Below are 6,830 nucleotides of genomic sequence, written 5' to 3'. Positions count from 1 at the left end.
CTTTTTAAGTTGTAGTTAAGAATTTTTCCATTTCACTATAAAATAGAAAACATCCGATTGTAACAGATAGCACACATTTTTTGACCCCTAAATGGGGATACGGTTCCTATGACACAAGAGATTAATCTAAAAAGCGAGATTTCGGCAACACAAACTGGACTGAGATTAGATCAGGCCCTAGCAGAGTTGTTCCCAGATTACTCGCGCACGCGCATCAAGGAATGGATCCTATCTGATGCAGTTCATGTTGACGGCGTTGTCGTTAATAAGCCCCGCGAGAAAGTTTATGAGCTGCAACAGATACTCATAGACGCCACTCTCGAAGAAGAAGTCCATGCCGCGGCGCAGGCCATTGATCTGGATATCGTCTATGAAGATGACGACATTATCGTGATCAACAAGCAAGCTGGATTGGTGGTTCACCCTGGTGCAGGCAATGCCGATGGCACTTTGATGAATGCACTATTGCACCATTGTCCTGATATTGAGCATGTGCCACGTGCGGGTATTGTGCATCGTCTGGACAAAGATACAACAGGTTTGATGGTCGTTGCCAAAACCGTTGAAGCGCAAACGCATTTAGTTGCCGCTTTGCAGGCCCGTGAAATCACTCGTGAATACGAAGCGATTGTTATGGGTACTATGACTGGTGGCGGTACTGTGGATGAGCCGATTGGTCGCCATCTTACTAAACGTACTCACATGGCCGTGCTGCACTCAGGTAAACCTGCGGTGACGCATTACCGTGTCGCGGAAAAATTCCGTAACCACACACGTCTGAGATTACGTCTAGAATCTGGCCGTACTCACCAGATCCGTGTGCACATGGAATACATAGGCCACGTGTTAGTGGGCGATCCTGTGTATGGTGGTCGTCCAAAACCGCCTAAAGCCGCGAGCCCAGAGTTTTTCGATATCCTGAAAAACTTCAAGCGCCAAGCGCTGCACGCAGTTCGTCTAGAATTAGCTCACCCAGTGAGTTGTGAAATCATGAGCTGGCAAGCGCCAATTCCTGAAGACATGGTGATTTTGACTAAAGCACTGCGTCAAGACACGGTAGAGCATCCGATCGAGTATCTCTAAGTGTTTGAACACGATTGGCCTGTTCCTGCTAATGTTGGCATCGCTATGACAAATCGTCATGGCGGTGTGAGCGTGCATCCCTATGACAGTTTGAATCTTGGACTGCATGTCGGTGATGCTGAACAGCAGGTGATGGCTAATCGTGAATTACTCTGCAAACAATTAGCGTTAACCGCCAAACCTGTCTGGCTTGAGCAAGTCCATGGTACCCATGTGCTCAATTTAGACACGCTGAGCTTAGCTCTTGCTGTAGATATACCGATTGCCGATGCCAGTTATAGTCGAACAGCGAGCCAAGTTTGCGCTGTAATGACCGCCGATTGTTTACCTGTATTACTGTGTAATCAAGCGGGAACCGAAGTGGCTGCAGCCCATGCCGGTTGGCGCGGTTTATGTGATGGCGTGATTGAGGCCACCGCGGCGCAGTTTAGTTCTCCTATGGATGAGTTGATTGCCTACCTAGGCCCGGCCATTGGTCCGCAAAAATTTGAAGTGGGCGTCGAAGTGAAGCACGCTTTCTGTGGGTTACATCCACAGGCGGCAGCGTGTTTTATTCCCAGTGGTGACAAGTATCTGGCCGATATTATTGGCTTGGCTAAATTACGCTTGAGTTTACTCGGCATCAAGCATATCTATAGCGCCGATATCTGCACTGTCAGCGACACCAATTACTTCTCTTATCGTCGCGATAAAGTAACGGGGCGCATGGCATCGTTGATCTGGCTTAAGTCTTAAGTTAATTCCCCTACAATTTATATTTATTTGAGCGTTATTCGCTTGAATTTGGCTAAATAGCCCCCATCTTTTAACTAACGAAATGTAATACCAATCCTATTGAGATCTTTCCATTAGCGGTACTGATTTAACGCCACTAAATTGGCAAGATATCTTGTGGATTGGCATATATCTACTATGTGAGTTTTAGGAGGCTGTATGCGACTCGATCGTATGACCAATAAATTTCAGCTTGCCATCTCAGATGCCCAGTCTCTCGCACTCGGGCGTGATCATCAGTTTATTGAACCGCTGCATTTGATGATGGCATTGTTGAACCAAGATTCAGGTTCAATCCATCCCTTATTGACTCAAGCTGGCATTCGCGTGAGTGCGCTGCGCTCGCTTTTGAGTCAAGAACTGGAACGCTTACCTCAAGTCGAAGGTACCGGCGGCGATGTGCAATTATCCCAAGGTTTAATCCGTTTATTAAATCTGTGCGATAAATTGGCGCAAAAGCGTAAAGACAAATATATCTCTAGCGAGTTATTTGTATTAGCTGCGTTAGAAGGGGCTGATGCTCTCGCGCAGGCATTGAAAAAAGCCGGCGCGACCAAAGAGTTGATGGAGCAAACCATTGAACAAATGCGTGGCGGCCAAAAAGTGGATGATCCAAACGCTGAAGATCAACGCCAAGCGCTGAAGAAGTTTACTATCGATCTAACCGAGCGAGCCGAGCAAGGCAAGTTAGATCCTGTGATCGGCCGTGATGATGAAATTCGCCGCACGATCCAAGTTCTGCAACGCCGCAGTAAAAACAACCCCGTCCTTATCGGTGAACCGGGTGTGGGTAAAACGGCGATTGTTGAAGGACTTGCCCAACGTATCGTTAATGGTGAAGTCCCCGAGGGCATTAAAAATAAGCGTGTCTTATCCCTCGACATGGGCTCATTGATTGCGGGCGCTAAATATCGCGGTGAGTTCGAAGAACGTTTAAAAGCGGTATTAAATGAGTTAGCGCAGGAAGAAGGTCAAGTGATCCTCTTCATCGACGAGCTGCATACTATGGTCGGCGCCGGTAAAGGTGAAGGCGCAATGGATGCGGGTAACATGCTGAAACCTGCGTTAGCGCGTGGTGATTTGCACTGTGTGGGCGCTACCACGCTTGATGAGTATCGTCAGTACATTGAAAAAGATGCGGCGCTTGAACGTCGTTTCCAAAAAGTGCTGGTGGATGAGCCAAGCGTTGAAGACACCATCGCTATTTTGCGTGGACTGAAAGAACGTTACGAGCTGCATCACCATGTGGAAATTACCGATCCGGCGATTGTGGCGGCGGCGACTATGTCGCACCGTTATGTGTCGGACCGTAAGTTGCCCGATAAAGCGATCGATTTGATCGACGAAGCGGCATCGAGCATTCGCATGCAGATGGACTCAAAACCTGAGTCACTCGACCGGCTTGAACGTCGTGCTATCCAGCTCAAACTGGAGGAGCAAGCGTTAGCCAAAGAAAATGATGAGGCGAGTCGTCGCAGGCTTGACCATCTGCAAGAGGAATTACGTGACGTTGAAGCTAAAGCTTCAGAGTTGAACGAAATCTGGCGTACTGAAAAAGCCGCACTAGCGGGAACTCAGCACATTAAAGCCGATCTCGAACAGGCTCGAATGGATTTAGAAGTAGCGCGTCGTGCGGGTGATTTAACTCGGATGTCTGAGCTGCAATACGGTCGTATTCCAGAGCTTGAAAAACAGCTCGATTTGGCATCGCAAGCCGAAATGCAGGACATGACGTTATTGCGTAACAAGGTCACTGAGTTCGAAATCGCCGAAGTCTTGTCGAAAGCGACGGGAATACCCGTATCGAAAATGCTTGAAGGCGAGCGCGAAAAATTACTGCAAATGGAAGTGGCGCTGCACGAGCGGGTGATAGGCCAAAACGAAGCCGTCGATGCGGTCGCGAATGCGATTCGTCGTAGCCGCGCGGGTCTGGCGGATCCAAATCGCCCGATTGGCTCGTTCCTGTTTTTAGGCCCAACGGGTGTGGGTAAAACTGAGCTGTGTAAATCACTGGCGAGGTTCTTATTCGATACCGAATCGGCCTTAGTGCGCATTGATATGTCTGAGTTTATGGAGAAACACTCAGTATCGCGTTTAGTGGGTGCGCCTCCTGGATACGTAGGTTATGAAGAGGGCGGTTACTTAACGGAAGCCGTTCGTCGTAAACCGTATTCGGTGATATTGCTCGACGAAGTCGAGAAAGCGCATCCCGATGTGTTTAACATCTTACTGCAAGTGCTTGATGATGGACGCTTAACCGATGGTCAAGGTCGTACTGTAGATTTTAGAAATACAGTGATCATCATGACCTCGAACTTAGGCTCCGACATTATCCAGGAAGGATTTGGTCAAGTGACCTATGCAGAGATGAAAGCGGCGGTAATGAATGTGGTTACTCACAGTTTCAGACCCGAGTTTTTAAACCGTATCGATGAATCTGTGGTGTTCCATCCATTGGATGCTGCCAATATCAAGCGTATTGCTTCGATACAGATTGCTTCCTTACGCCAACGTTTGGCGGAAAAGGACTATACATTGGAGATCACCGACGACGCATTATCACTGATTGCGGAAATTGGTTTCGATCCTGTGTATGGCGCAAGACCGTTGAAACGGGCATTGCAGCAAGAAGTCGAAAACCCGCTGGCGCAGAAATTACTGCGTGGCGACTTGTTACCGGGTAAACCGATCAAGGTCAGCTGTGCGGGTGGCGAGTTAGTGTTCGAGCAATAACCAGTAGCTAGTCACTTAGTGTGTTGTTTGAGTGCGATACGTTAATCGCAAGCTTGAAGTTGGATAGATTGAAATAGGCGAACTGAAATAAGCGTTCTTGAATGAACGAGCTTGAAATAAACTATCTTGCAATAAGAGATAGCGCTTTCTTAGTCAGTATCGCTACCGCTTCAAGCACTAAAACGAAAGGAGCCGAGTTTTTAACTCGGCTCCTTTTTTATTGCATTAGCGTTAATCGTTGTTCGTTAATGTAGTGGCATAGTGAATTTGGCTACTTCTTATCACAGAAGAGTTTGATTCTTTCCTGTTGCTGAGCAATCGAGGCTTGGCGGTCTTCCTCTGTCATAGCGACAGATTCACCCGAATCGGAAGTTTGGCGGATAAGCTTAGTGTGCGTCGTGAGAATATCTAAATTGTGTTTAGCACTCTCACAAATGGATTGAGCCTGTTTAGCATCTTTCTCTTTAATCAGCGTCGCTGACTTTTCTAATTCATTGGCTTCAGAAGTGGCTTTCACTTTCTTTACCGGTGCGATAAAACCCACTTTCGCCTGCTCTAAATCTTCACTGTAGAGCTTTTCTGCTTTGATGTTTTCTTGTTGCGGGGCTTGTTGGCTGTAATGCGTCACCCCATTTTCGTCGACCCAAGTATAGATAACGCCCGCAGAAACGGGGCCAATGAAAAGGCCGAGCCAAAACCAGCGGCATAGCATAGTGCTGAACGTGTTCACTTTTAACATCGAAATCATCCCTAACTGGTCTCTCATCGACATGATAATAAAATATGTTATCTTGAAAGCTAACTTCTCTTCACTGAACTAGCGTAATAAGTGTATGCAAAATTCTTCAAATCAAACAGTAAAGAATAAAGGTATCTATTTATTACCGAACCTTTTTACCACAGCGGGTTTGTTTTCTGGCTTTTATGCCGTAATTGCTTCCATGAATGCTAACTTTGAAGCCGCAGCGATAGCCATTTTTATTGCCATGATTTGTGATGGGCTCGACGGCCGAGTGGCAAGACTGACTAATACCCAAAGTGATTTTGGTGCTGAGTACGACAGTATGGCCGATATGGTGTCCTTCGGAATGGCGCCAGCACTACTCGCCTACAATTGGGCATTAGCGGACTTAGGTAAAATTGGTTGGCTGGCCGCATTTATCTATTGCGCAGGTGCAGCACTCAGGCTTGCTCGATTTAATACGCAAGTTGGCGTCGCTGATAAGCGTTACTTTCAAGGTCTCGCCAGCCCGGCTGCCGCCGCTGTTATTGCTGGCAGTATTTGGCTTGGTAATCAATACAGTCTCGATGGAAGAAATATCAGTTGGATTGCGGCCCTTGTTACGGCAGCAACCGGTTTACTGATGGTCAGCAATTTCCGCTATCACTCCTTTAAAGAAATTGATTGGCGCGGCAAGGTTAACTTCATCGTGATCTTACTGGTCGTCGGTGTGTTTGTGGTGGTGTCGGTGCAACCTGCATTGATTTTATGTGTCGGCTTCTACTTATATGCGATTTCAGGCCCGATCATTACGATTCGAACCGTGAGAAAGCTCAAAGTCGCTCACGTTGTAGGAGATAATGTCACGGCGAGTGTCGAAACGAACTCCTCAGTCCAAGTCGCTGCACAAACTCAAGTCGTTACAGATCTCGAGAAAGAGAAACAAGAAGAACATAAACCTTAGGGCTCGTGCTTTTGAGCATTGCTTATCATTAGCTAGGTGCAAACAAGAGTAAGGCATCACACTGGGCATAACGTTTTTAGAGGTTTGCTGATAGATATAGCTAAAAATCGCTATCAACTTCTGTTTATGCCCATTCAATCTATTAAAACCTCTGCAATAGGTGATTTCTTCTGCCAGACTTATCAACCCAAACAGCGATATTGCTCAATATTGCAGTATATTTCTGCAGTTTGGTGGTTATTCATTCGCTTGGCGCAGATTGTTAAAAAAGCCCTTGCACAAAATCTCCTGCTCCCTATAATGCGCATCCACTGACACGGCAGACAGCGTTAAGCAGCCTGATGTGGCAGTTCATCAATGAGTTTACTGATTGATGAGCGTTGAGAAAGTTTGCAAAAACTCCTTGACGCGAAACGGGAAATGCGTAAAATACGCAGCCCTAGCCAACTGGAAGCGTTCGACGCTCAGTGTGGTACTCAAGTTCTCTTACGAATATTGAGTTGCTCTTTAACAAGATAAAACAAGAAATCTGTGTGGACACTCACAGGTGTTGAG

General features: G+C 46.9%; 5 protein-coding genes. 4 read left to right on the top strand and 1 reads right to left on the bottom strand.

All coding sequences use genetic code 11. From position 1 onward, the window contains the following. The first annotated feature begins 108 nt into the window (after positions 1-108). The 3 genes from rluD (at position 109) to clpB (ending at position 4,590) form a co-directional block, all read left to right on the top strand. On the top strand, positions 109-1,083 hold the full coding sequence (gene rluD, locus K5Q99_RS20960) for a 23S rRNA pseudouridine(1911/1915/1917) synthase RluD (protein WP_006080591.1): 975 nt from the start codon (positions 109-111) through the stop codon (positions 1,081-1,083). Next, positions 1,084-1,818 (top strand): peptidoglycan editing factor PgeF, encoded by a 735-nt coding sequence (gene pgeF / locus K5Q99_RS20955; protein WP_220778022.1) that lies wholly within the window; start codon positions 1,084-1,086, stop codon positions 1,816-1,818. Between the two features lie 198 nt (positions 1,819-2,016). Further along, on the top strand, positions 2,017-4,590 hold the full coding sequence (clpB, locus tag K5Q99_RS20950) for an ATP-dependent chaperone ClpB (protein ID WP_198573010.1): 2,574 nt from the start codon (positions 2,017-2,019) through the stop codon (positions 4,588-4,590). A 271-nt stretch (positions 4,591-4,861) separates the two neighbouring features. Here the strand turns inward: clpB and K5Q99_RS20945 are convergent, their stop codons facing one another. Further along, a complete protein-coding gene (locus tag K5Q99_RS20945) occupies positions 4,862-5,329 on the bottom strand; it encodes a DUF4124 domain-containing protein (protein WP_012588346.1) in 468 nt (155 codons plus the stop codon). A gap of 94 nt (positions 5,330-5,423) precedes the next feature. Between K5Q99_RS20945 and pssA the strand changes: the two genes are divergently transcribed. Next, on the top strand, positions 5,424-6,275 hold the full coding sequence (gene pssA, locus K5Q99_RS20940) for a CDP-diacylglycerol--serine O-phosphatidyltransferase (protein ID WP_107402438.1): 852 nt from the start codon (positions 5,424-5,426) through the stop codon (positions 6,273-6,275). Positions 6,276-6,830: the final 555 nt, after the last annotated feature.

It is taken from the genome of Shewanella hafniensis (assembly GCF_019655335.1).
Lineage (GTDB): Bacteria > Pseudomonadota > Gammaproteobacteria > Enterobacterales > Shewanellaceae > Shewanella > Shewanella hafniensis.
The sequence above is the reverse complement of the archived record's forward strand: the minus strand, read 5'-3'. Positions and strand labels throughout refer to the sequence as shown.